Source organism: Afifella pfennigii DSM 17143, assembly GCF_000688515.1.
GTDB lineage: Bacteria > Pseudomonadota > Alphaproteobacteria > Rhizobiales > Afifellaceae > Afifella > Afifella pfennigii.
The window spans coordinates 201,777-224,487 of sequence record NZ_JHZK01000004.1; the positions used below are offsets into that span (position 1 = coordinate 201,777).

The 22,711-nt window shown below is 66.6% G+C and carries 23 protein-coding genes; 15 read left to right on the forward strand and 8 right to left on the reverse strand.

Features of this window, described 5'->3' with window-relative positions; translation table 11 throughout:
- Window positions 1–2: 2 nt before the first annotated feature.
- From lptC to Q331_RS0105625, 5 genes are all read left to right on the forward strand, one after another.
- Window positions 3–695 (forward strand): LPS export ABC transporter periplasmic protein LptC, encoded by a 693-nt coding sequence (gene lptC, locus Q331_RS22905; RefSeq protein ID WP_169738470.1) that lies wholly within the window; start codon window positions 3–5, stop codon window positions 693–695.
- Window positions 692–1,306, forward strand: a complete 615-nt coding sequence (locus tag Q331_RS20160; protein ID WP_051630634.1) for an LptA/OstA family protein — start codon at window positions 692–694, stop codon at window positions 1,304–1,306. The genes lptC and Q331_RS20160 overlap by 4 nt, the downstream gene beginning before the upstream one ends.
- 13 nt (window positions 1,307–1,319) lie before the next feature.
- Window positions 1,320–2,204 (forward strand): LPS export ABC transporter ATP-binding protein, encoded by an 885-nt coding sequence (lptB, locus tag Q331_RS0105615; RefSeq protein WP_084174809.1) that lies wholly within the window; start codon window positions 1,320–1,322, stop codon window positions 2,202–2,204.
- Between the two features lie 112 nt (window positions 2,205–2,316).
- Complete coding sequence (gene rpoN, locus Q331_RS0105620; protein ID WP_026379877.1) at window positions 2,317–3,828, forward strand: RNA polymerase factor sigma-54; 1,512 nt, start codon at window positions 2,317–2,319, stop codon at window positions 3,826–3,828.
- An 88-nt stretch (window positions 3,829–3,916) separates the two neighbouring features.
- Window positions 3,917–4,417, forward strand: coding sequence for an MmcB family DNA repair protein (locus Q331_RS0105625; protein ID WP_026379878.1), 501 nt, complete (start codon window positions 3,917–3,919; stop codon window positions 4,415–4,417).
- A gap of 39 nt (window positions 4,418–4,456) precedes the next feature.
- Here Q331_RS0105625 and Q331_RS0105630 read toward each other — a convergent pair whose 3' ends face one another.
- Window positions 4,457–5,014: an ActR/PrrA/RegA family redox response regulator transcription factor gene (locus Q331_RS0105630; RefSeq protein WP_026379879.1), complete on the reverse strand. Its 558-nt coding sequence runs from the start codon at window positions 5,012–5,014 to the stop codon at window positions 4,457–4,459.
- Between the two features lie 90 nt (window positions 5,015–5,104).
- On the reverse strand, window positions 5,105–6,433 hold the full coding sequence (locus Q331_RS0105635; protein ID WP_034491122.1) for an ActS/PrrB/RegB family redox-sensitive histidine kinase: 1,329 nt from the start codon (window positions 6,431–6,433) through the stop codon (window positions 5,105–5,107).
- A gap of 381 nt (window positions 6,434–6,814) precedes the next feature.
- Here Q331_RS0105635 and hemA point away from each other — a divergent pair, with 381 nt between their 5' ends.
- On the forward strand, window positions 6,815–8,086 hold the full coding sequence (gene hemA / locus Q331_RS20165) for a 5-aminolevulinate synthase (RefSeq protein ID WP_051630667.1): 1,272 nt from the start codon (window positions 6,815–6,817) through the stop codon (window positions 8,084–8,086).
- Window positions 8,087–8,211: 125 nt separating this feature from the next.
- On the opposite strand, the gene Q331_RS20170 is transcribed toward hemA, so the two are convergent.
- From Q331_RS20170 to Q331_RS0105670, 6 genes are all read right to left on the reverse strand, one after another.
- Complete coding sequence (locus Q331_RS20170) at window positions 8,212–9,276, reverse strand: AbrB family transcriptional regulator (RefSeq protein WP_051630636.1); 1,065 nt, start codon at window positions 9,274–9,276, stop codon at window positions 8,212–8,214.
- A gap of 18 nt (window positions 9,277–9,294) precedes the next feature.
- Window positions 9,295–10,545 carry a pyridoxal phosphate-dependent aminotransferase gene (locus Q331_RS0105650; RefSeq protein ID WP_084174801.1) on the reverse strand — a complete coding sequence of 417 codons (1,251 nt, stop codon included), beginning with the start codon at window positions 10,543–10,545 and terminating at the stop codon, window positions 9,295–9,297.
- Window positions 10,546–10,655: 110 nt separating this feature from the next.
- Window positions 10,656–11,090 (reverse strand): large conductance mechanosensitive channel protein MscL, encoded by a 435-nt coding sequence (gene mscL / locus Q331_RS0105655; RefSeq protein WP_026379882.1) that lies wholly within the window; start codon window positions 11,088–11,090, stop codon window positions 10,656–10,658.
- A 24-nt stretch (window positions 11,091–11,114) separates the two neighbouring features.
- Window positions 11,115–11,711: a TadE/TadG family type IV pilus assembly protein gene (locus tag Q331_RS0105660; RefSeq protein WP_026379883.1), complete on the reverse strand. Its 597-nt coding sequence runs from the start codon at window positions 11,709–11,711 to the stop codon at window positions 11,115–11,117.
- Window positions 11,708–12,340 carry a TadE/TadG family type IV pilus assembly protein gene (locus Q331_RS20175; protein WP_051630638.1) on the reverse strand — a complete coding sequence of 211 codons (633 nt, stop codon included), beginning with the start codon at window positions 12,338–12,340 and terminating at the stop codon, window positions 11,708–11,710. The genes Q331_RS0105660 and Q331_RS20175 overlap by 4 nt, the downstream gene beginning before the upstream one ends.
- 202 nt (window positions 12,341–12,542) lie before the next feature.
- Entirely contained in the window at window positions 12,543–13,004 is a 462-nt protein-coding gene (locus Q331_RS0105670; RefSeq protein ID WP_026379884.1) for a pilus assembly protein N-terminal domain-containing protein, read from the reverse strand.
- A 353-nt stretch (window positions 13,005–13,357) separates the two neighbouring features.
- On the opposite strand from Q331_RS0105670, the gene Q331_RS0105680 reads away from it, so the two are divergent.
- The 9 genes from Q331_RS0105680 to Q331_RS0105725 all read left to right on the forward strand — a co-directional run bounded on the left by Q331_RS0105680 (window position 13,358) and on the right by Q331_RS0105725 (window position 22,564).
- Window positions 13,358–13,543 carry a Flp family type IVb pilin gene (locus Q331_RS0105680; protein ID WP_026379885.1) on the forward strand — a complete coding sequence of 62 codons (186 nt, stop codon included), beginning with the start codon at window positions 13,358–13,360 and terminating at the stop codon, window positions 13,541–13,543.
- A 131-nt stretch (window positions 13,544–13,674) separates the two neighbouring features.
- Window positions 13,675–14,190: an A24 family peptidase gene (locus tag Q331_RS0105685; RefSeq protein ID WP_034491124.1), complete on the forward strand. Its 516-nt coding sequence runs from the start codon at window positions 13,675–13,677 to the stop codon at window positions 14,188–14,190.
- A 416-nt stretch (window positions 14,191–14,606) separates the two neighbouring features.
- On the forward strand, window positions 14,607–15,392 hold the full coding sequence (cpaB, locus tag Q331_RS0105695) for a Flp pilus assembly protein CpaB (protein WP_026379887.1): 786 nt from the start codon (window positions 14,607–14,609) through the stop codon (window positions 15,390–15,392).
- 32 nt (window positions 15,393–15,424) lie between these two features.
- Window positions 15,425–16,924 carry a type II and III secretion system protein family protein gene (locus Q331_RS0105700; RefSeq protein WP_026379888.1) on the forward strand — a complete coding sequence of 500 codons (1,500 nt, stop codon included), beginning with the start codon at window positions 15,425–15,427 and terminating at the stop codon, window positions 16,922–16,924.
- An 18-nt stretch (window positions 16,925–16,942) separates the two neighbouring features.
- Window positions 16,943–17,650, forward strand: a complete 708-nt coding sequence (locus Q331_RS20180; protein ID WP_051630642.1) for a CpaD family pilus assembly protein — start codon at window positions 16,943–16,945, stop codon at window positions 17,648–17,650.
- A gap of 4 nt (window positions 17,651–17,654) precedes the next feature.
- Window positions 17,655–18,974 (forward strand): AAA family ATPase, encoded by a 1,320-nt coding sequence (locus Q331_RS20185; RefSeq protein WP_051630645.1) that lies wholly within the window; start codon window positions 17,655–17,657, stop codon window positions 18,972–18,974.
- 28 nt (window positions 18,975–19,002) lie between these two features.
- Window positions 19,003–20,532: a CpaF family protein gene (locus Q331_RS0105715; protein ID WP_026379889.1), complete on the forward strand. Its 1,530-nt coding sequence runs from the start codon at window positions 19,003–19,005 to the stop codon at window positions 20,530–20,532.
- A 55-nt stretch (window positions 20,533–20,587) separates the two neighbouring features.
- Entirely contained in the window at window positions 20,588–21,592 is a 1,005-nt protein-coding gene (locus Q331_RS0105720; RefSeq protein WP_026379890.1) for a type II secretion system F family protein, read from the forward strand.
- 9 nt (window positions 21,593–21,601) lie between these two features.
- Entirely contained in the window at window positions 21,602–22,564 is a 963-nt protein-coding gene (locus tag Q331_RS0105725; protein ID WP_026379891.1) for a type II secretion system F family protein, read from the forward strand.
- Window positions 22,565–22,711: the final 147 nt, after the last annotated feature.

The window sequence follows — 22,711 nt, forward strand, 5'->3', positions numbered from 1 at the left end:
GTATGCTCGACCGTCCACAGCGACGCGTCGCCGCCTACCGCGCGGCGCGGCGGCATTCGTTCGTCGTGCGCTTTCTGCGCCTGGCCCTGCCGGCCGGAGGCGCGCTCGCGCTTGCGGCCACCGTCTTCATCAGCCAGATACCGAGCGGGGAGAACTTCGATTTGTCGATCGCCAAGACGACGATCGCCAAGAACGCCATCATCATGGACAACCCCAAGCTCACCGGCTTCGATCGCTATGAGCGCGAATTCCGCCTGGAGGCGGATCGGGCGATCCAGAAGTTCGCCACGCCGGATGCCGTGACGCTGGAAAACATCATCGCCTATATCTCCGCGCCCGGACGCGGACCCATCGCCATTGAGGCGCTCGCCGCCGATTTCGACAACGCCAACGGCTCGCTGATCATGGGCGGCGAGGTGATGGTCGATTCGGCCGACGGCTACGGCATGGCGCTCAACGGCGCCAAGGTGAACACCAAGGACGGCACGCTGCAATCGGCCAATCCGGTAACGCTCACCTACCACGACAGCCGCACCACGGGCGATGCTCTCGACGCCAAGGAAGGCGGCAAGCACATCGTCATCGAGGGCAATGTGCGCACCTTCATGATGCCGCCAAAGCGCGAGGCGCCCGCCGCCGAGCCGAAGCAAACGGTCTCTCGGCCAGGCGCTCCCCCAGAGACGGTAACCCATTGAAGCGGCCCCGCCCGCCGGCCATCCGCCCCGCCCTGGCAGTTCTCCTCCTGCTTGCGTATCTTGGCGGACTTGCCGGAACGGCTGCCGCGCAAGGCTTCGGCGGGGAGGCCTTCGGCGGCTTTTCCGCCTCCTCCGACGATCCAATTCTCGTTGAGGCGGACCGGCTTGAGGTGCGCGACGAGGAGAAGATCGCCATCTATAGCGGCAACGTGAAGGTGCGACAGGCCGAGACCGTGTTGGAGACGACGGAGCTCATCGTCTACTACAGCGGCAACCAGACGGAGGCGCAGGAGGGCGCCGGCGACGCCGAAGCGGAAGATGGCACGGCGAGCGCCCTTGGCGGGGGACCCGGCGCCTCCATCACCCGCATCGAGGCGGAGGGCGGCGTGATCGTCACCACCGAGGACAAGACCGCGACCGGCGAGCAGGCCGTCTTCGACATGGAGACGGAAGTCGTCACGCTCCTCGGCAATGTCATCCTCACCCAGGGCGACAATGTCGTGCGTGGCGAGAAACTCGTCGTCGATCTGACGACCAAACAGGCCGAGATGATGGGCGGGCGCGTGCAGACCATCATCGCGCCAGGCTCCGCCAACCAGCCGGGGCAGTGACGGAACGATGCTCATGCGCAGCGATGGCGCCGATGATCGGGCGAGCGGCGACAAGCCGCGCCGCCGACGCTCGCTGATCGCGCGCCTCGCCTTCGGCGGCAAAGGAGGCGGACGCGATCCGGGCTACGGCGAGGAGGCCGCGCCGGTCGCCGGCAGCGTCCCTGTCGCCGGCGCGGAAGGCTGGCTCATCGCCCGCGGCCTGCAGAAATCCTTCAAGGGCCGCAAGGTGGTGAAGGACGTCTCGCTCGCCGTCAGCCAGGGCGAATCGGTCGGGCTCCTGGGCCCCAACGGCGCCGGCAAGACCACCGTCTTCTACATGATCACCGGGCTCATCCGCGCCGATGGCGGGCGCATCGAGCTGGAAGGCCACGACATCACCCGCCTGCCCATGTACCAGCGGGCGCGGCTCGGCATCGGCTACCTGCCGCAGGAAGCCTCCATCTTCCGCGGCCTGTCGGTGGAGGACAACATCCTCGCCATCCTGGAAGTGGTGGAGCCGAACCGCAAGAAGCGCCTCGCGGAGCTCGATTCGCTCCTGGAGGAGTTCCACATCACGCATCTGCGCAAATCCGCCGCCCTGTCGCTCTCCGGCGGCGAGCGGCGGCGCTGCGAGATCGCCCGGGCGCTGGCCAGCCGGCCCGCCTTCATGCTCCTCGACGAACCCTTCGCCGGCATCGACCCGATCGCCGTCGGCGACATTCAGGCGCTGGTGCGCCATCTCACCGCCCGCGGTATCGGCGTCCTCATCACCGATCACAATGTGCGCGAGACGCTCGGCCTCATCGACCGCGCCTATATCATCCATTCCGGCGAGGTGCTGACGGAAGGCACGCCGGAGGAGATCGTCTCCAACCCCGATGTGCGGCGAGTTTACCTCGGAGAGCACTTCCGACTTTAACGGCGGGCGCGCACCGATTAAGCTTGCATGCAAGGAATGCGCCACGCCGCAAAACCCGCCTCGCGGGCCCGCGGCGCGGGCGGGCCGCCTGGGGGCAAGGGGACGCGGTCGGATGGTTCTTTCGGCACGACTTCAGCTCAAGCAGACGCAATCGCTGGTGATCACGCCCCAGCTGATGCAGGCGATCCGTCTGTTGCAGATGTCGGCCCCCGAGCTTGAGGATTTCGTCGACCGCGAGGTCGAGCAGAACCCTCTCCTGTCGCGCGCCGAGGGCGAAAGCGAGACGGATGCCGGGGCCGGAGCTGATGCCGGCCCGCAAGGCGACGAAGAGCGCGGCGCGCCCGCCGGCGAGCGCGAGTTCGACGGCACGGGCCTTGCCGATCCGGGAGCCAGCGACACCGACGCGGCGCGCGAGGATCTGTTTCCGCAGGAGGATCGCGCCCCGCCCTCGCTCGGCGCGGGCGGGCCGGGCGGCGGGGGGCGCGAGGGCGCCGAGCTGCCGGAAGGAGAGACCCGCGCCGCCTCGCCACCGACGCTCTTGGCGCTTCTGGAAGGGCAGATCGAGGCGGCCTTCGCGCGTGACGGGGACCGCCTCATCGCGCTCGCCCTACTCGGCGAGATCGACGAGGCCGGCTATCTGCGCGCCTCGCCGGAGGCGATCGCCGCCACCTTGCGCGTGCCCGACCAGGACGTGCGGCGCGTCCTTGAGCGCTGTCAGCGCTTCGAGCCGGCCGGCGTCTTTGCCCGCTCGCTGAAGGAATGCCTCAAGCTGCAGCTGGTGGAGGTGAACCGCTGCGACCCGGCCATGCAGGCGTTGCTCGATCACCTTGAGCTTCTGGCCGAAGGCCGCCTTGCGGAGCTCCTCGCCGTTTGCGCGGTCGACCGGGAGGACCTGGCGGAGATGATCGCCGAGGTGAAGGCGCTCGACCCCAAGCCGGGCCTTCGCTTCGAAAGCGACCCGGTCGCTCTTCTCGTTCCCGACGTGACGGTGCGCCCGGGCCCCGGCGGCGACTGGCTGGTCGATCTCAACGACGCCGTCCTGCCGCGCATTCTCATCAACCGCTCCTATCATGCGACGGTCTCAAGCCACGCCCGACGGGTGGGCGACGGCGCCTGTGAGAAATTTCTCTCCGAATGCCTGCAGAAGGCGAGCTGGCTGGAGAAGAGCCTCGATCAGCGCGCCCGCACGCTGCTTGCCGTGGCCAGCGAGATCGTGCGCTCGCAGGACGGCTTCCTGCGCGAGGGCGGCGCCTATCTGAGGCCGCTCACCCTGCGCATGGTCGCCGACGAGATCGGCATGCACGAATCCACCGTCAGCCGCGCGGTCGCCAACAAGGCGATGGCGACACCGCGCGGCGTGCTGCCGCTGAAGGCCTTCTTCTCCGTGGCGCTGGCGGCCACCGATGGCGGCGAGGCGCATTCGGCCGAGGCGGTACGCCAGCGTATCCGCGGGCTCGTCGCCGGCGAGGGCGAGCGGGTCCTGTCGGACGATCAGATCGTCGCGGTCCTGAAGAAGGAGGGCGTGGCGATTGCCCGGCGCACCGTCGCCAAGTACCGCGAGGCGATGGGCATTCCTTCCTCGGTCGAACGCCGCCGGGCGCTGCGCCGCAAGCTCGCCTCCTGAGACCGCCGCCGCCAGCGCCGGTTGCGCGCGACACCGCATCTGTTCATTGTTTGTTTGCGATCGGGCCCGGCTCGGCTATCTTGAGGCCATGCCGCGCCTGACCGTCCGCACCGTCCTTGCCGAAACCGCCCCGCAGGCCCCGGCGCTCGTCGACGGCCGCCAATCGCCGGCGGCCCTGGCCATCCGCCGCGGCGTCTGCCGGCGGCTGCGGGCCGAGGGCTACGCGCTCCTTCCGGAGCTGCCGCTCGCCAGCGGCCGGCGCGCCGATCTGGTCGGGCTAGGCCGCAAGGCGGAGATCGTCATCGTCGAGATCAAATCCTCGCTCGCCGATTTCCAGGCCGACCGCAAATGGCGCGACTATCTCGCCTTCGCCGATCGCTTCTATTTCGCCACCTGCGCGCAGGTACCGTGCGACGTCTTCCCGGCGGAGGCGGGTCTCATCCTGGCGGATGCCTTCGGCGCAGAAATCCTGCGCGAGAGCGCGGTCTCGCCCCTGGCGGGCGGGCGGCGCAAGGAGATGCTGACGCGCCTTGCCCGCGCCGGGGCCAACCGGTTGCACGACCTGGAAGACCCCGAAGGCGGCTTCTGAGGCGAAGCCCGCGGCGTCGCACCGGCGCCTGGACGCGGCTCAGCGCGGCGCGCGCTTGGCGAGGATGCGCTGCAGGGTACGCCGGTGCATGTTGAGCCGGCGGGCCGTCTCGGAGACATTGCGGTCGCAAAGCTCGTAGACGCGCTGGATGTGCTCCCAGCGCACCCGGTCGGCCGACATCGGGTTTTCCGGCGGATCGGCACGCTCGTCCGGCTGTCGGATGAGGGCGGCATAGATGTCGTCGGCATCGGCCGGCTTCGACAGATAGTCGATGGCGCCCATCTTCACCGCCGTCACCGCCGTGGCGATATTGCCGTAGCCGGTGAGGATGACGGCGCGCGCATCGGGCCGCTTCTCGCGCAAGAGCTCGATGACATCGAGGCCGTTGCCATCCTCCAGGCGCATATCGACCACGGCGAAGGCCGGGGGATCGCTGACCACGCGCTGCTTGGCGTCCTTCACCGTTTCGGCCATCTCGGTGTCGAAGCCTCGCTTCTCCATGGCCCGGCCAAGACGCTGTAGAAATGGCCGGTCGTCGTCGACGATCAGCAGGGTGGCATCCTCGATGCCGAGTTCCGATAGAGTTTCCGTAGTCATTTTAGATGTCCCACCCGAGCGATAGATGGCTTCGAATTTGGTGTTAGAACCTCAATCCAGGGTTTGCAAACCCCGGATCTGGGCGACTGGCTATTCGGCGGCGTTCAAGAAGACCTCCTCGTGAGACGACGCGCCGATGATCGGCGCCATGCGCGGCCAGGCGATGGACACGACGGCGCCGGTCTGCGGCACGATGCGGTTGCGCAGGGAAAGCTGGGCGCCGGAGCGCTCCAGCAGCGTCTTGGCGATGAAGAAGCCGAGGCCGAGCCCGCCACCGTGATGCTTGCGCGCGGTCTCCGGCTTGGAGCGGCGGGTGCTGATATAGGGCTCGCCGAGCTGGTCGATCACGTCCGGCGAGAAGCCGGGCCCGTCATCGGCGATGGTCACGACCACCCAGTTCTCATCCCAGCCGGTGCCGATCGTCACCTCGCTTTCGGCGAAGTCGACGGCATTCTCCAGGATATTGCCGAGACCGTAGAGGATGCCCGGATTGCGCCGGAAAACCGGCTCGGCGATGGTGCCGTGGCGCTCGATGGAGAGCTTCTTGCCCATGTCGCGAAGGGGCGCCATGGCCTCCTCCACCAGGCGCGAGAGCGGCAGCATGCCAAGATGCTCTTCCGGCTCGGTGGAAAGCGAGGTGAGCTTGGAGAGGATGGTCCGGCACCTTGCCGATTGGGTGGCAAGAAGCTTCAGATCCTCCGCCCGCGGATCCTCCTCGTCGGTCTCGCGCTGCAACTCCTTGACGACGAGGGCGATGGTGCCGAGAGGCGTGCCGAGCTCATGGGCGGCGGCCGCGGCCAGCCCGTCGAGCGCGGAGAGATGCTGCTCGCGTTGCAGGACGAGCTCCGTCGCCGTCAGCGCGTCGGAGAGCTGGCGCGCCTCCTCCGCCACGCGGAAGGCGAAAAAGCCCATGAAGGCGAGCGAGCATACGAGCGCCGACCACAAGGCGCCGACATAGAGCAGCGGCAGTTCCAGCGTCTCGCCGGCGGCCCATGGCAAGGGCTCGTGGAAGAAGACCAGAACCGTGGCGGAGACGAAGGCGAGAAGGCCGAGCAGGAAGGTCTTGTCGGCCGGCATCGTCGCCGCCGCCACAAGCACCGGCGAGATGATGAGGAAGGAGAAGGGGTTCTCCATGCCGCCGGTCAGGTACAAGAGCCCGGCCAGCTGCACGACATCGTAGCCGAGAATGAGCGTCGCCCAGATCGGATCGAGATGCCGCGTGGCGGGAAAGCGGATGCGCAGGGCGATATTGACCCAGGCCGACAGCGCAATGAGGGCGAAACAGGCGCCGATCGGGACGGGAAACTCGAACCAGAAGGCGACGACCACCACGGCAGCCGTCTGCCCGGCAATCGCCAGCCAGCGCAGCCGGGCGAGCGTCGACAACCGCAACTGCCTTGAGGAAAACGCCTGGTCCATGCCGCTCCGGCGGATCGGCTGCAATTTCAACTCACTCGGCGACATGGCACTCCCATGCGGGACGACAGGCGTCCGCTCATAGCCCGGATCGCTCGTTGCGGCACATCGCCATGCGGCAAGGGGCCAGCCTCGGTCCCCCCGCGGTGGCGGCGATATAACCCGCCGCGCATAGCCGATCCTCCCACGACAATAGTCGACACGGCATCTTGAGTGCTTTTAGCCGCGTTTGATGCGGACTCGATTTGATCCAGATCAGAGGCGGTGTCGAAAGCTCCGCTTAGTCTGGGCACGGGTCGATGGCAGGAGCGGCGCGTCGAAGCGTCGCTAGCCAAAGGGGGGCCCGCCTGTCTAATGTTGCCGCGGCATCGACTGGAGCACACCATGTTCGACTATCAAACCCATTTTGAGGCCGCGATCGCGGCACTGCGCAACGAGCGCCGGTACCGCATCTTCGCCGATCTGGAACGACAGGTCGGCAAGTTCCCGCGCGCCATCTGGCGTCGGCACGGCGAGGCCGAGGAAGTCCTAATCTGGTGCTCCAACGATTATCTGGCCATGGGCCATCACCCGAAAGTGGTCGAGGCGATGCAGAGCGCGGCAGCCACCATGGGCGCCGGCGCGGGCGGCACGCGCAATATCTCCGGCACGAACCGGCCGCTGGTGGAGCTGGAGGCCGAGCTCGCCGACCTGCATCAGAAGGAATCGGCCCTCGTCTTCACCTCCGGCTTCGTCTCCAACGAGGCGGCGATCTCCACCCTGGCGCGGCTTCTGCCGGACTGCCTCATCCTTTCCGACCAGCTCAACCACGCCTCCATGATCGAGGGCGTCAAGCGCGCCGGCGGCCAGAAGCAGATCTGGCGCCACAACGATCTGGAGCATCTGGAAGATCTCCTCAAATCGGCCGGCCAGGAGCGGGCCAAGCTGATCGTATTTGAATCCGTCTATTCCATGGACGGCGACATCGCCCCGATCGATAAGATCGCCGACCTTGCCGACAAATACGGCGCCATGACCTATATCGACGAGGTGCATGCCGTCGGCATGTACGGCCCGCGCGGCGCCGGCATCTGCGAGCGCGACGGCGTCATGGACCGCATCGACATCATCGAGGGCACGCTTGCCAAGGCCTTCGGCACGCTCGGCGGCTATGTCACCGGCCGCGAGGCGGTGATCGATTCCATCCGCTCCTATGCGCCGGGCTTCATCTTCACCACGGCCCTGCCCCCGGCAATCGCCGCGGCGGCCTGTGCCTCCATCCGCCATCTGAAGACCTCGCAGGCCGAGCGCGACGGCCAGCAGCGCCAGGCGGCGCGCACCAAACAGGTGCTGAGCCAGGCCGGCCTGCCGGTGATGGCGAGCGAGACGCATATCGTGCCCGTCCTGGTCGGCGACCCGGAAGCCTGCAAGGCGGCCAGCGACCGGCTCCTGGAGAAGCACCACATCTACATCCAGCCGATCAACTATCCGACCGTGCCGCGGGGCACCGAGCGGCTGCGCATCACGCCGACACCGGCCCATGACGACGCGCTGATCGACCATCTCGCCGAGGCGCTGGTGGAGACCTGGCAGGCGCTCAATCTGCCGCTGAACCGGCCCGACGTCGCCGACACGGCCCCGTATCGCGCGGAGATTTTCGCCGCTTCCGGCGGCTGAGGCCTCCGGCGGGCCCGCGGCGGCCCCTGCTCTTCGGTTCCTCCCGCTTGATGTGCCGGGCCCTGCCCGGCACTTTCTTTTTTCGCAGCTTCGTCGCCGCCGCGCCAGCCGCAGCCGGCTCGGCCTCAGGCGCTACGCATCATCCAACGGGCGAGAACCGGCACCATCAGGGCAAGCGCCACGAAGCGCACCACGTGATGCGCGGCGACATAGGCCGGATCGACGTTGAGGGTGAAGGCAAGCACGGTCAGCACCTCAAGGGCGCCGGGGGCGAAAGCCATGAAGCTTTGCAGAAGCGGAACGTCCAGCAAGTAGCTGACCAGCCCGGCCCCGGCCGCGGAGATGACGACGGCAACGGCGAAAGCGCCCGTCGCCGCGCCGAGAACGCGCGGTAGCTGCCGGCGATCCTCCGGCCGCAATCGGCAGCCGGCAACGGCGCCGAGACCGATGAGGCTCGGCACCAGGATCGCCGCCGGGATGCCGGTCGTGATGGTGCCGGAGATCGAAAGCGCCGCCGCCACGGCGAGACCGCCCAGCATCAAGCCGCCCGGCACGCGCAGGACATGCAGGAGGAGACCGCCCGCCGCGCCGGCGGCGAAGAGGAGCCCGATCTCGTCCGCATGGATGACGGCCTCGCGTGCGCCCGCCTGCGCGCCACTATCGATGCCGGCAAGCCATACCGCCGCCGGCAGCGCCTCCAGCAGAATGATGAGGCGCAGGCTCTGGGCGATGGCGACGCGGCGCAGATCCGCCGTCGTCGTCTCGGCGGCCGCCAGCACGAAGGAGAGCGCGCCGGGCAAGGAGGCGAAAAGGGCGCTCTGGCGATCCCAGCCATAGCCGCGCGACAGCCACAGATAGCCGCCGAGCGAGACAAGCGTGACGGTGACGGCGAGGATGAAGAAGCTCAGCGGCCAGGTCGCCATCTCGTTGAGCGTTTCAGGCGTGACGCCCGTGCCGGCGATGACGCCGAGGAGCAGGTAGACGAGATTGCGCAGCGGCCCGGGCACGTCGCTCTCAAACCCGGCCAGGCTGACGGCGGCCACCGCCAGCATGCCGCCGGCGATCCAGCCCGCCGGCATGCCAAGCAGCGTGAAAAGGAGGCCGCCCGCCGCCGATATGAGAAGGGTGAGAAGGACGCGCAGGGCGCGTTTCCAATCGGCGCCGGCGGGCCGGCGCTTGTCGATGGCCATGATGGGGATCGCTTGCCCTTAATCCGCGAGCCAGCGCGTCAAACGCCGTCCGGCCTCGGCGAGATCCTCCGCCTTGCGGGCAAAGCACAGCCGCATGAAAGCCTCGCCTCCGGTGCCGAAGGCAGTGCCGGGCGCAACGCCGATATTGGCCTCGTCCACCAGGCGCAGACCGAGCTTGGCCGTCTCCTCGGCGCCGCGGATGGAGAAGAAGAGATAAAAGGCGCCGTCCGGCCAGGCAAAGCGAACCCTGGGCGAGGCGGCGAGCGCCTCGCAGATGATCCGCCTGCCCTCGCGCGCGCGCTCCACCTGCAACTGCAGGAAGGCTTCGCCCTCCTCCACCGCCACCGTGGCCGCGCGCTGCATGAAGACGGCCACGCCCGAAGTGGAATATTGGATGAGGTTCTCAATCACCCGGCCGAGAACCGCCGGCGCCCCGATCCAGCCGATGCGCCAGCCCGTCATCGCCCAGTTCTTGGAGAAGGTGTTGACGAAGATGATGGGGTCGTCCTCGCCGGCCACGTCGTAAAAGGAAGGCGCGCGTTCGCCGGCGAAGTAGAAGCGGTTGTAGACCTCGTCGGCGATGATCCAGAGGCCCCTCTTGCGGGCGAAGGCGAGAACGGCCTTCAGCTCGTCCTGCGTCGCCGTCCAGCCGGTCGGATTGGAGGGCGAATTGAGAAAGATCGCCTTCGTCGCCGGCCCGGCGGCGGCGAAGAGGCGGTCAAGATCGAGCTGCCAGCCGGCCTTGTCGGAGAAGCGCATCGGCACTTCCACGGCGCTCGCCCCGGCGAGCCCGGTCGCGGCGGCGCAGTTCGGCCAGGCCGGGCTCGGGATCAGCACCTCGTCGCCGGCGCCGGCGACGGCGGCGATGGCGATCTGGATCGCCTGCATGCCGGAGCCGGTGACGAAGAAGCGCTCTGAGGGAAGCCGCCGCTGGTAAAGCCGCTCGTGGTAGCGCGAAAGAGCCTCGCGCAGCGGCGGGATGCCCCGCTGCCAGGTATAGAAGGTCTCGCCTTCCGCCAGCGATTTCGTCGCCGCCGCACAGATGAAATCGGGCGTGGCAAGATCGCCCTCGCCGGCCCAGAGCGGGATCATGCCCGGCCGGTCGCGGCCGTAATTCATCACTTCCACGATGCCGGAATCGGGAGCGGCGCGGGCCGCCGGGCGCAGGTTTGCGACAAGCGGCGAGGCCGTCTCCTCGTTGGCGGCAACGGCGGCGGAAGAGGCGTGGGCCGGGCCCTTTCCCGGCGGGTCGGAGAGCGGGCGTGTCATACCTTCTCTCTAGTGCCTTTCCCGGCCAGATTGAAGCGCTCCGAGCGGCCTTCAGGCGCGCATGGCCCGCCCGCAAAGACGCAGATGCGGGGCGGGCGGCCCGGCATCGGTCAGCCCGCGGCGTCGCGCCGCTCGGAGAGAAGATCGCGGATCTCGCGCAACAGCTTCACATCCTCCGGCACCTCGGGGGCGGGCGCCGGCTTTTCCTCGCGCTGGCGCATCAGCCGGTTGACGGCCTTAACCAGCAGGAAAACGGCGAGGGCGACGATGAAAAACTTGATCAGCGCGTTGACGAACAGGCCGATATTCCAGGTTACGGCGCCGGCTTCCTTCGCCTGTTCCACGGTGTTGTAGGCGCCCTCGCCGCTCAAGACGAAGAAGAGCTGCGAGAAGTCGGCGCCGCCGAGGAGAAGGCCCACCGGCGGCATGATGATGTCGTCGACGAGCGAGGAGACGATGGCGCCGAAAGCGACGCCGATGATGATGCCGACCGCCATGTCGACAACGTTGCCCTTCAGGGTGAATTCCTTGAATTCCTTCAGCATGGCACCCTCAGAAAAGGGTGCCGGCTATTCGCCGCACCCGCTTTGCGAATCTTGACAGAGTTCCACTTTCTCAGATTCGCGCGGAACGAAGAACAACCGTTCCGTCAGGGTCATCGTGCCGGTGATGGCGGAGCCAATCGTGGGGCGATAGGCATAGCTGCCTTCGGCGACGATCACCTGCGAATTCGGCCGGCGCAGCGCCTCGGCGATCTCGGCCGTCATATCCGCCCCCTCTGGACGGGCCGGCAGCCTGCCGCGCGCCCGGCTCCAGGCGATCGCGGCCTTGCCATCCTCGTCGATATCGACCGCGGAGACGACGATGCCGGCCGGTGCCGTCGAATAGGGGCTCATCGCCGTGCGCGTGATGTCGAAGATGTTGGCGATATCGTTCTCGCTGAGCGCCGGGCTGCGGGCGACGAGATCGCCGACGGAGGCCGTCACCTCGCTGATACGCCGGTCGAGGCTGAGCGCCTGGCTGAGCTCGACCGTGCCGAGCCAAAGCGCCACGAGGAACGGCAGGATGAGCGCGAACTCCACCGCCGCCACGCCGCCGCTCTCGCGCCGATAACGTTCCAGGAGCGCCTTCAGAGCGGCCATCGCGCGCGGGCCCGATATCATCATGACGCCGTCGCCGCATCAGCGCCCGGCAGGGCCGAGACGGGCGTCTTCGGCAAGGCAGGCACATCCGGGAAAGGCTCGTTGCGAAAGGCGGCGAAAGCACCGAGCAGGCGCTTGCCGTTGGCGAGATTGGCGAAAGTCAGCGCGCCGTAGACCGGATTGGTCGGCCATTGGTAATAGGCGCGCACGACGACGATGTCGCCCGGCCCGCCGAACTCGTAGCTGCCCGGATCGGTGAAGGAATCGTCCTTTGCGACGGGGCTCGCAAGCCGCGCGCTGGCGAAGGTCTCGTAGGCGCGCACATCGAGATAGAAGTTCTCACCTTCGCAATCGATCAAGGCGAGAAGGTTGTCGCAAAGCCGCTCGCGGAAGCCAGCCTCGTCCAGACGCTCGGCCTGGACCTGGCCGGTGCGCACATCCCGCGCCGCCTCAAAGACGGCGTTCTCCAAAAACTGCTCGGCGGTGAAGATCAGCGCCGTTTCCATGATGGCGAGAACCAGGAGGAAGAAGGGCGGGGCAATGAGGGCGAACTCAACGACGGTGGCGCCGTCCTCACGGCCAACGATGCTGCGCCATGGGCAAGCTCCGCGCCGGCGCGAGAGAGCGCGCGCCCCTCCGCCGCCGTTCGGCATGCATTCTGCCGGCTTTGCGAAACATCGGCCCCCCGTCCTTCAGCCCCGTTAATCAGCAAGGCTTGCAGGCAGCTTGGCGCGTGGCGCCGAAAGGCGGGTTAACGGCGCGCCGCCAAGGGCCTGTCCGCAGGAGCGTGATGAATGCGCCGTTAAGCCGAAGCCACGGCAGGCTTCAAGGTGGACGGCGGCGACCCGTCTTAGCCTATTGCCCGCGCGCAAAGCCCTGGCGGGCCTGGATCTGCTCGGCGGCCTGCTTGAAGGCGTCCTCATTGTCGCCGACGGCGATCACCTTCTCGCAAATCGGCGCGCAGGAGAGCGTCTGCCGGCGCGCGCCATAGAAGACGGTGGTGAGCTGCCGATCGTTGGAGACGACGCGCACGAGCGAATTGGCGATCTCGTTGCCTTCCGCATCGAGGGCGATGAGATTGGTGGTACCCGCCGCCTTGCCGGTGAGCACCAGGGTGGTCTGGTCCTCCACGGTGGCATCGGCGATACCCGGATTGCCGATCACCAGGGTCGCGACCGGCTTGTCGAGCTGCATCACCTTGGCGAAGTCGATGGTCAGGTCGATCGGCTCGGCGGCGCTCGCCGCGCCGGCAAAGCACATGCCCGCGAAAGCGGCCAGCAGTAGGCCGCGAATTTTCGGAGTTCGCACGAGAAACATGGCGGCATCCCTTTCTGTCGGATGCACTATGCTTCGGAAGGGTGAATGAAGTCCAAACACCGATAGCGGCCCGGCCTCGCCCACCGCCGCTCCAAGATGTCCGCGGGGTGGCTGAAGGCATCGGCCAACATCTTGATCAATTGCATCTTTTTTGCCTCCGGCGACAGCCACCCATGGTTGCGCCGCGCCTCGCGCCGGTGTCCGGACCGCGGCCTCACTCGCCCAGCAATACCGGGCTGTCTGCGCGTTTGGATTAAGATTGCCGCAAGCAATTGCTGCTAGCTGTTGCACAGTTCCGATCGACGCATGCCTCGATGCGGACGGAACACAAGAACGGTTCAAGGAGCAGAGAGATGAAGAAGCTGATTTCGCGCTTCGCGAAGGACGAATCGGGCGCCACCGCCATCGAGTACGGTCTGATTGCGGCGCTCGTTTCCGTCGTCATTATCACCGTGCTTGGCACCCTCGGCGGCAACCTGGAAAGCGTTTTCCAGGATGTTTCCGATGCACTCGGCGGCGCCGCTGACGACGCGGAATAAGCCTTTCGCCATTCCCATTTTGCGATGCAAAACGGAGGGCCTTGGCCCTCCGTTTTCTTTTGTGGGCAAGCCCGGCTTCGGCAACCACCGGTTAACCTTGCCCTCTTAGTCTCGCCGCATCAGGAGGCGCTATGTCGACCATCTCATCTGCCGCCATGTTCGCCGCGCTCTTGTTCCTCCTCTTAATGGCCTATGCCGGCATCATGGATCTGTTGACGCTGAAGATCCGCAACAAGCTGGTCCTTGCCGTCGCCGCCCTATGGCTGGTGGCCGCCCCGCTGGCGGGCCTCACACTCGCCGAGATGGGCATGAGCGTGCTCGTCGCCGCGCTCGTCTTCCTCGTCACCTTCGCTCTCTTCGCCGCCGGCTGGATCGGGGCGGGAGACGCCAAGCTCGCCAGCGCCGCGGCGCTCTGGTTCGGCTGGCACGACGCGCTCGCCTATTTCTTTCTCGCCTCGCTCTGCGGCGGCGCGCTCAGTTTGGCGATCGTCTTCCTGCGCGCCAAGTGGCCCCCCCTGCCTCCCAATTGGCCGCAATGGCTGAGACGCCTTCAGGATGCGCGCACAGGCGTGCCCTATGGCGTCGCCTTCGCGCTCTCCGCGCTGCTGTTGTTCCACCGCACGGATCTCTTCTCCCGGCTCGCTTAGGCCGTGAACGCCGCAACGAGGCGGAGATGGTAGCGGCGGTCTTTTGCGGCTACGAGGCGCGAAGGCGCAGGAAAGGCAAGCATTTTCGAATTCTTCGCAACGACGTCGCCGGGCAAATCCGCCATATGCCGCAATCCGGCAAAGGGAGGACGGCGAAATGGCTGCAACCTACATTGCCGCGCCCCTTGAGCGGGCATGAAGCCCGCTCTTCGGGGCGCTCCGCGGATCCTTCTTACCATTTCAGCCGCCATTTTCGTCCCGTTGATGAGGCCACGACCTCGTTCTTTCTGGACGGTTTCTTAGTCCCGAATAGAGACAGATCCGTAAGTCTATTAACCATACCTTGACCATTGCCGACGAAACTCCCTGTTGCCAATGCGCACGCCAAGGCGTTGCGCCAGCCAGGGTTCCGGCCGATGACACCAATCCGTCTGATTATTCTTCTCGTCGCTCTCCTCGCGGGCGGAGCCGCAGCCTATCTGGCGCTCAACCTGCAGCCTGAGACGCGCCCGACGGCCGAGGTGAAGCTCAATCCGCAGCTGGCGACCCGCGACGTCCTGGTGGCGGCCTCAGACATTGCGCCGGGAGCGCGGCTGACGGCGGCGAATGTGCGCTGGCAGGCCTGGCCGGAAGATAACGTCAATGCCGCCTTCATCGAGAAGACCGCGCGACCCGACGCCCTGGAGAACCTGGAAGGAACGGTGGTGCGCACGCAATTCCTCGCCGGCGAGCCGATCCGCGAGGGCAAGCTGGCACGGGCCGAATCCGGATTTCTGTCGGCGATCCTGCCCTCCGGCATGCGCGCCATCGCGGTGCGCGTCTCCGCGCAGAGCGCCGCCGGTGGCTTCATCCTCCCGAACGACCGTGTCGACCTCATCCTGACCACTTCGCAATCGGGGTCGGGAGGGGAAACGAACGAGCAGGTGAGCCAGACGCTGCTTGCCAATGTACGCGTTCTTGCCGTCGACCAGGTGGTGGAGGAGCGCGAGGGCGAATCGGTCGTCATCGGCAAGACGGCGACGCTGGAGGTCGCGCCCCGCGAGGCGGAAATCGTCACCCAGGCGGAAAACAGCGGCGCGCTCTCGCTGGTGCTGCGCTCCATGGCCGATGCCAACGAGACGGAGACCGCAAAGGACAAGAGCCGCTCCGGCGTCGTGAGGGTCATCCGTTACGGCCGCGAGCAGATGGTGAACACCCAATGAGCGCCGACAAGGTTGCCACAAGGAGATCGACAATGACGGCTCACGCGCGCGGTTGGGGCTTTCGCCTGGCGGCGCTTTTCGCGCTTGCCGTGCCCCTCCTCGGCCCTCTCACCGGCAAGGCCCATGCCGATCCGGGCTTTCCCCGCAGCGTGGAACTCGACGCCGCGGCGCAGGGCTATGAGCGCGCCATTCGGCTCGGCATCAACAAATCCGTCGTGGTGGAGCTGCCTCGCCCCGCCGGCGACGTCCTGGTCTCCAACCCCCAGATCGCCGACGCCGTGCTGCGCACCGCCACGCGGCTCTATCTCATCGGCGTGGAGGTCGGGCAGGCCAATGTCTTTCTCTTCGACACGGCAGGGCGCCAGATCGCCAGCCTGGACCTTTATGTCGAGGTCGACGTGACGCCGCTCAATCGGCTGCTGCGCAGCGCCATTCCCAACGGCCAGGTGCAGGCGGAGGTGATCAACGGCTCCATCGTCCTGTCCGGCTATGTGCCCTCCTCCGCCGATTCGCAGCGCGCCGAGGAGATCGCCAGAAGCCTGTTGCAGACACCCGGCGCGGCCGCGGCGCTGGCGGCGGCCGGCGGTTCTCAAAGCGAAAACGACGGCATCATCAACCTTTTGAAGATCACCGGCCAGGAGCAGGTGAACCTTCGCGTCACCATCGCGGAGGTGAACCGCGAGGTCGTCAAGCAGCTCGGCATCAATACCCAGGCGCTCCTGCAGAACGGCTCGATCGGTTTCGGCACGGTCCTCGGCGGGGCGCTGGCCGGCCCGGCGAACCTGTCGCCCTTCGCCTTCCCAATCAATGCCAACAAGACGGCGGCCGATGCGGGCCTTGCCTGGAACAACAACGGCAACCGCATCTCCGCCAGCCTCAAGGCCCTGGAGGAGGCGAGCATGCTGCGCAGCCTCGCGGAACCGAACCTGACGGCCGTCTCCGGCGAGACCGCCAATTTCCTCGTCGGCGGCGAGTTCCCCGTGCCTGTCGCGGTCGACAATGACGGCAACGTCTCGGTCGCTTTCAAGCCCTTCGGCGTCAATCTGGCTTTCACGCCGGTGGTGCTGGACGGTGGTCGCATCTCCCTTAAGGTGCGCACCGAGGTCAGCGACCTTGCTTCCGAGGGTGCCTTCACCAGCACTGCGGGCATCACCGTCCCCGGCGTGACGGTGCGCCGCGCCGAGACGACGGTGGAGCTGCCTTCCGGCGGCGCCTTCTCCATCGCCGGCCTGGTGCGCGACGAGACGAGGCGGGCCGTCAGCGGCTTTCCAGGCCTGCAGAAGCTGCCGGTCCTCGGCGCGCTGTTTTCCTCCAAGGATTTCCTGCGCTCCGAATCGGAGCTCGTGATCATCATCACCCCCTATGTGGTGAAACCCACCTCGCCCGGAGAGCTTGCCCGACCGGACGACAATCTCGTCCTGGCCGACGATGCGGAGGCCTATTTCCTCGGCACCCTCATCAAGCGCTACGGCGCCCAGGGCAACCGGCCGGACGGGGCCTATGCCGGTCAGGTCGGCTTTTCCTTCGACTGAGCGGATCGGGAGAAAGACATGTCGCACGCACCCAGCCTTGCAGAGCGCTTCCCGCTCAAAGCCGCCATCGGGCTGACGCTCGCCGCCGCGATCCTGGCCGGCTGTCAGTCACAGAATATTAACTCTGCCACTTTGGAGCAGCACGATTATCGTCTGCGCCATCCTATTATGGTGTCGGAGGAGCCGGAGACCCTCGATATCCCGATCGGCATGCGTGGCGGCCACCTTTCTGCGGAGATCAAGGACGCAATCTACGATTACGCCCTCGGCTATCGCGACGCCGGCATCGGCGCCGTGACCGTGCAGGTGCCGAGCGGCTCCGGCAACGACATCGCCGCAGCGGCCGCTTCCCAGGCGATCCGCGCCGCCATCATCGAAGCGGGCGTCAAGCCGCGATCGGTTCGCATGGCGCCCTATGCGAGCACGTCGCGAAAGGCCGCGCCCGTGCGTCTCTCCTATCTGAAGGTCAAGGCGGTGACACCCGATTGCGGCGTCTGGCCAAAGGACATGGGCGGCACCTTGGACAACCGCAACTACTACAATTTCGGCTGCGCCTCGCAGCAGAACCTGGCGGCCATGGCGGCCAACCCGGCCGATCTCATCCGTCCAAGGCCGACCACGCCCGCCTTCGGCGCCCGCCGCGCCAAGGTGCTGAGCGACTATGCGAGCGGCGCGGAAACCAAATCCGAGACGCAGCTCATTGAAAGCGATCTGCAGGGTTCATGATCTGATGAGAACGCTCGATTTTGACGATCCCTTTGCCGATGACGGGCTGACATCGCCGGAGTCATTCTCCTCGCTCGGGCGACCCGTGCCGCGTATCACCATCCAAGCCTTCTGCGACACGCCGGAGGTGGCCGGAGCGCTCGACATGGCGGCCTCCGACCGGCGCATGGCCCGCGCCCACACCAAGGTGCATACCGGCGGCATCTCCGCGGCGATCGACTTCTATCAATCGGCGCCGACGCCGAACCTCATCATCGTGGAAAGCCGCCTGGTGAAGAACGAGCTTATCGCGCGCCTCGACGAGCTCGCCGAAGTCTGCGATTCCGGCACCAAGGTGCTGGTCATCGGCCATTCCAACGATGTCGTCACCTATCGCGAGCTGTTGAAGCGCGGCGTCAGCGAATATCTGATCGCGCCCGTCGACGTCATGGCGGTGATCGCCGCCATCGCCGACATCTACAACGACGACGGCCAATCCAAGCTCGGCCAGGTGTTCGCCTTCGTCGGCGCCAAGGGCGGCGTCGGCTCCTCGACCGTCGCCCACAATGTCGCCTGGAGCATGTCGCGCGTCTTCGGCTCCGACGTCATCATCGCCGACCTCGACCTCGCGTTCGGCACGGTCGGCCTCGATTTCAACCAGGATCCACCGCAGGGCATGGCCGATGCCGTCTTCGGCTCCGACCGGCTCGACGAGGTGCTGCTCGACCGGCTCCTGACCAAATGCGAGGAGCATCTGAGCATCCTCGCCGCCCCGGCGATGCTCGACAAGACCTACGATTTCGAGGAGGAGGCCTTCGACCATGTCCTCGACATCCTGCAGTCGAACGTGCCGGCGGTGGTGCTCGACATCCCGCATATCTGGACATCCTGGGCGCGCAAGATGCTGCTGGCGGCCGACGACGTCATCGTCACGGCGACGCCGGACCTTGCCAATCTGAGGAACGCCAAGAACCTCATCGACCTTCTCAAACAGGCTCGCCCCAACGACGCGCCCCCCAAGCTGGTGCTCAACAAGGTGGGCATTCCGCGTCAGCCCGAGATCAAGGTCGACGATTTCGGCGCCGCCCTGCAGACCGCCCCGACGGCGGTCATCCCCTTCGACCCGCTGCTTTTCGGCACCGCCGCCAATAACGGGCAGATGATCGCCGAGGCATCGGCGAAATCGGCGATCAACGACACTTTCGTGGACATCGCCCAAATCGTCACCGGGCGCACGGAGCAAAAACACGGCAAGAAGGGCGGGCTCAGCTTCGCGCCGCTCCTGGAGAAACTCTCCGCCATGCAGAAATCGGGCAAGAAGACGAAACCCAAACGCGCCGCGTGACCAGGGCCGCGTGACCAGGGATTGAGCCATGTTCGGCAAGCGCTCCACCGCTGCACAAGAGGAACGTCCGCAGTCGCAGGCTCGCGCCAAGCCGGCTGCGGCGCCTAGCGAGACTGCGCCGCCGCCGCCCAAGCCGGCGCAGCCGAGCGGCTCTGCCGCGGCGGCCGCGGGCGCGGGCGCGCCGGCCGGGGCCGCCTCGCCGCCCCAGCGCGAGGCCGCGGCGTCCGCCCCCGCATCGCCGCCGCGCAGCGGCCGCGGCCGCAAGTCGGAGGAGTATTACCGCGTCAAGACGCAGATCTTCGGCGCCCTCATCGACACCATCGACCTCTCCCAGCTCGCCAAGATGGATGTGGAGCAGGCGCGCGAGGAGATCCGCGACATCGTCGGCGACATCATCCAGGTCAAGAACCTGGTCATGTCGATCTCCGAGCAGGAAGAGCTCCTGGAGGATATCTGCAACGATGTCCTCGGCTACGGTCCGCTGGAACCGCTGCTCGCCCGCGACGACATCGCAGACATCATGGTCAACGGCTCCGACCAGGTGTTCATCGAAGTCAAGGGCAAGGTCGAGGAGACGGATATCCGCTTCCGCGACAACGGCCAGCTTCTCAATATCTGCCAGCGTATCGTCAGCCAGGTCGGCCGCCGCGTCGACGAGGCGAGCCCGATTTGCGATGCGCGCCTTCCCGACGGCAGCCGCGTCAACGTCATCGCACCGCCGCTCTCCATCGACGGGCCGGCGCTTACCATCCGTAAGTTCCGCAAGGACAAGCTGACCCTCGACCAGCTGGTTCAATACGGCACCATCACCCCGGAAGGCGCCACCATCCTGCAGATCATCGGCCGGGTGCGCTGCAACGTGCTCGTCTCCGGAGGTACCGGCTCGGGCAAGACGACGCTGCTCAACTGCCTGACGCGCTACATCGACCACGACGAGCGTATCGTCACCTGCGAGGACGCGGCCGAGCTGCAGTTGCAGCAGCCGCATGTGGTGCGCCTTGAGACCCGCCCGCCGAACCTGGAGGGCGAGGGCGAGGTGACCATGCGCGATCTCGTCAAGAACTGCCTGCGCATGCGCCCGGAGCGCATCATCGTCGGCGAGGTGCGCGGCCCGGAAGCCTTCGACCTGTTGCAGGCGATGAATACCGGCCATGACGGCTCCATGGGCACCTTGCACGCCAACTCGCCGCGCGAGGCGCTCAGCCGTATCGAATCGATGATCACCATGGGCGGCTACGCCCTGCCCTCGAAGACCATCCGCGAGATGATGGTTTCCTCCATCGACGTCATCATCCAGGCCGCGCGCCTGCGCGACGGCTCGCGCCGCATCACCCACGTCACCGAGGTGCTCGGCATGGAGGGCGACGTCATCATCACCCAGGATCTGTTCGTCTACGATATCGTCGGCGAGGATACGCATGGGCGCCTGCTCGGCCGACATCGCTCCACCGGCATCGGTCATCCCGCCTTCTGGGATCGCGCCCGCTATTACAACGAGGAGCAGCGGCTGGCCGCCGCCCTCGACGCGGCCGAGTTCGACGAGCCGCGCCGCGCATGAGATACGGCCCGACATACCTTGCCAGCCGGACAGGCGGCGGATGCCGGAGAGCGGCATGAACCTCTCCCCGCAGATGGTGCAGCTGGCGCTTTTCGGCCTCGTGGCCCTGTCGATCGGCGCCTTTCTCTACGCTCTCCTCTATGCGCGCCTGTCCGGTGGCACGCGCAGCAAGAAGCGCGTCGAGCTCGTCGCCGCCACCGCCGCCAATCCGCGCGACCGACGCCCGAGCGAAGAAGGCCGGCGCCGGCGCTCGGTGGAAGAGACGCTCAAAGAGATCGAGGAGCAGCAGAAGGCCAAGGCGCGCAAGGGCAGCAAGCCGCCGCTGATCCTGCGCATGCGGCAGGCGGGTCTCGGCTGGTCGACGCGCACCTTCGTCCTCATCTGCATCGTCAGCATCCTTCTATGCATCCCGGCGGTGAGGTTTCTCACCGGCCTCCCCTTGCTGCCATCCATCGGCTTCGGCTTCGGCCTCGGCATCGTCCTGCCCTATGGCTACGTCAACTTCCTGCGCAAGCGCCGCTTCAAGATGTTTACCGAGGAGTTCCCCAACGCCCTCGACGTCATCGTGCGCGGCGTCAAAGCCGGCCTGCCGCTCGTCGATTGCCTGAAGGTCATCGCCTCGGAAGCCTCCCCGCCGGTCTCCACGGAGATCCGCGAGGTGGTGGAGGATCAGACACTCGGCATGCCGCTCGACGAAGCGATCGCCAAGCTGCCGGAGCGCATTCCGCTGCCGGAGGCGAATTTCTTCTCTATCGTCATCTCCATCCAGGCGCGCTCCGGCGGCAGCCTGGCGGAGGCCTTGTCCAATCTCTCCAAGGTGCTGCGCGACCGCAAGAAGATGTCCGCGAAGATCAAGGCGATGAGCGCAGAGGCCAAATCCTCCGCCGGCATCATCGGCGCCTTGCCGGTGATCGTGGCCACGCTCGTCTATCTCACCAGCCCAGAATACATCTCACTGTTGTTCACGACGACGATCGGCCAAATAGTCCTCGTCATTTGCGGGCTGTGGATGCTGATGGGCATTCTCGTCATGCGCAAAATGATCAATTTCGACTTCTAGGGGGACAGGGTGAATTTCTCCTCCAACCCGGAACTCTTCATCGCCATCGCGGCGGCGCTTTCCGCCTTCGCCGCGATCGTCGTCGTCGCCTGGCCCTATCTCGCCGGCGACAACCTGTCGGCGCGCATGAAGCAGGTCTCCTCGGAGCGCGAGCGCATCCGCGCCCGCGAGCGCGCCAAGCTGGAAGCGCAGAAGAAACAAGTCTCGCTGCGCTCCGAACCGAGCCGCCTGGTGAAGAACTTCGTCGACCGCTTCAATCTCGCCAAGCAGGCGGAGGACGGAGAGATCGCCGGCAAGCTGCGCATGGCGGGGCTGCGCGGTCAGAATCCGGTCTTCATCTTTCTCGCCGCGCGGCTCTTGATGCCGGCCGCCATGTTCGTCGTGTCGATGCTCTATCTCTTCGTCATCACGCCGATCGATCAGCCGCCGATGGTGCGGCTCCTGGTGGCAGTCTGCGCCGCCTATATCGGCTACTACCTGCCCAGCCTTTACGTGAAGAACCGGACGAGCAAACGGCAGAATGCCATCCGCCGCGCCTGGCCGGACGCGCTCGACTTGCTGCTCATCTGCGTTGAATCGGGCATGGGCATCGAATCGGCCTTTCGCAAGGTCTCCGAGGAGATCGGCCACGAATCGGTGGAGCTGGCGGAGGAATTGTCGCTGACGACGGCCGAGCTCTCCTATCTGCAGGACCGGCGCAAGGCCTACGAGAATCTCGGCGCCCGAACCGGCGTGGATGGCGTGCGCGCCGTCGTCACCAGTCTCATCCAGGCGGAGAAATACGGCACGCCCCTCGGCCAGTCGCTGCGCGTGCTCGCCCAGGAGAGCCGCGACATGCGCATGATGGAGGCGGAAAAGAAGGCCGCCTCCCTGCCGCCGAAGCTGACGGTGCCGATGATCCTTTTCTTCCTGCCGGTGCTTTTCGCCGTCATCATCACGCCGGCGGCAATCCAGGTGATGGAGATCCAGTAGGCGGGGGCCTGGCGGGCCAGCGGCGCCAGGCGCCGCCGCGTGCGGGAGTTATTCGTTGACTGTGAAGAACGCATAAGCGGCTGATAGTCGACGGATTTCGGTCTCTCGCAAGGTTTCGGTTTTGCAGGATTCGGTGGCTTGAGCCTG